The 1265-nt window shown below is 73.4% G+C and carries 1 protein-coding gene; it reads right to left on the bottom strand.

Features of this window, described 5'->3' with window-relative positions:
• Positions 1–304: 304 nt before the first annotated feature.
• Positions 305–1009: a pilus assembly protein PilP gene (locus tag NON22_RS24925; protein ID WP_257389587.1), complete on the bottom strand. Its 705-nt coding sequence runs from the start codon at positions 1007–1009 to the stop codon at positions 305–307.
• Between the last annotated feature and the right edge of the window lie 256 nt (positions 1010–1265).

The following is a 1265-nucleotide window of genomic DNA, read 5'->3' as shown; positions in this document are numbered from 1 at the left end:
GCCGCGCGCGGCGGGCAGGTCGGCGCGCAGGCGCGCGATGGCGGCGGCGTCGCCGCGGCGATAGTCCTGCAGCAGGGATTTGGCCTGCTTGCGCAGGTGTTCGAGATCGGCCCGGTCGGGCAGGGAATTCATGCGTCACCTCCGTGCATCGAGGCCGACGGTCCGCAACACCGGCTGCACAAAGGTTGGCAAACAGGGAATTCGCACAAGTGGGTTGCACCCTTCCCGCGGACCGGAGGCGACTTGCTTCGCCGGCGCCGATGGTAGCGGCGGCCGCGCGGCGTGTATACGACCGGGGCGTAGGTCAGCGCGTGGTGCGCAGGGTCGTGCGCCGCTCGCTCCAGTCGCCGCCGCGCACCGGCAGACGTTCGGCGATTTCCACGGCACGCTCCTCGATGTGCGCGACCTTGCCCCAGTTCAGCGCGACGTAGTCGCCTTCGACGACGCGCCGCTGCTCGCCGTTGCCGCTGCGCAGCACGGCGTAGCGCTGGCCGGCGCTGGATCCGGTGCGCAGCAAGGTCAGCGCCGTGGCGTCGCCGAGCAGGCGCAGGCCCGAGGCGATGCGGCAGGCGTCGCTGCGGCGCGCGGCATCGGTGAACGCGATCGTCACGCTGGCCTCGCTCTGCGTGTGGCCGAGGCTGGTCCAGGTGATCGCGATGCGCCCGGCGCCATCGGCGCGCGCCTCGTTGACGATGAAGGCGGGCGCCCCGCCGAGCAGGCGGCTGACCATGCCGGTTTCCGGTTCGGCCGGCGCGCGCGCCGGACCGTAGTCGACGAGCACGTCCAGGCCTTCGGCGCGGTAGCGGTAGCCGGTCGTGTCGCCGCCGCCGTCTTCGGTGCGATAGGCGTCGCGCGGCAGCGGGAGCCGGACCACGGCTGTATCGACGCGCTGCCAGTTCGCCGGCGCCGGCTGGGTGAAGGTGCATTGCTGCGCGGCGGCGTCCGGCGGCGCGAGGCCGAGCACGGAACACAGGAACAGGACGACGCTGGCTGCCGATCGACGGATCACCGCAACTCCCCCATGAGCATCATGCAGGCCGGCCGCGCCGGTCGTGCCGCGCCTATGCTATGCGATGGCCGCGACGGTTTCGCGCGCGGGTCCGGCGCGGTGCGCGGTTGCCATTCAGCTCGCCGGACTGCCGCGCGCGCCGGCGCCGGGGCGCCGGGGCTCGCGCCCGAGCTCCTGCACGAGCGCGTCGGCGCTGGTGCGGTGGAAGATCGTCAGCGCGAGCAGCTGCCGCGCGTCGCCGAGCACGAACTGGCCG

The sequence above is a fragment of the Tahibacter caeni genome (assembly GCF_024609805.1).
GTDB lineage: Bacteria > Pseudomonadota > Gammaproteobacteria > Xanthomonadales > Rhodanobacteraceae > Tahibacter > Tahibacter caeni.
Note: the sequence above shows the minus strand (reverse complement) of the source record. Positions and strands in the feature narration are given on the sequence as shown.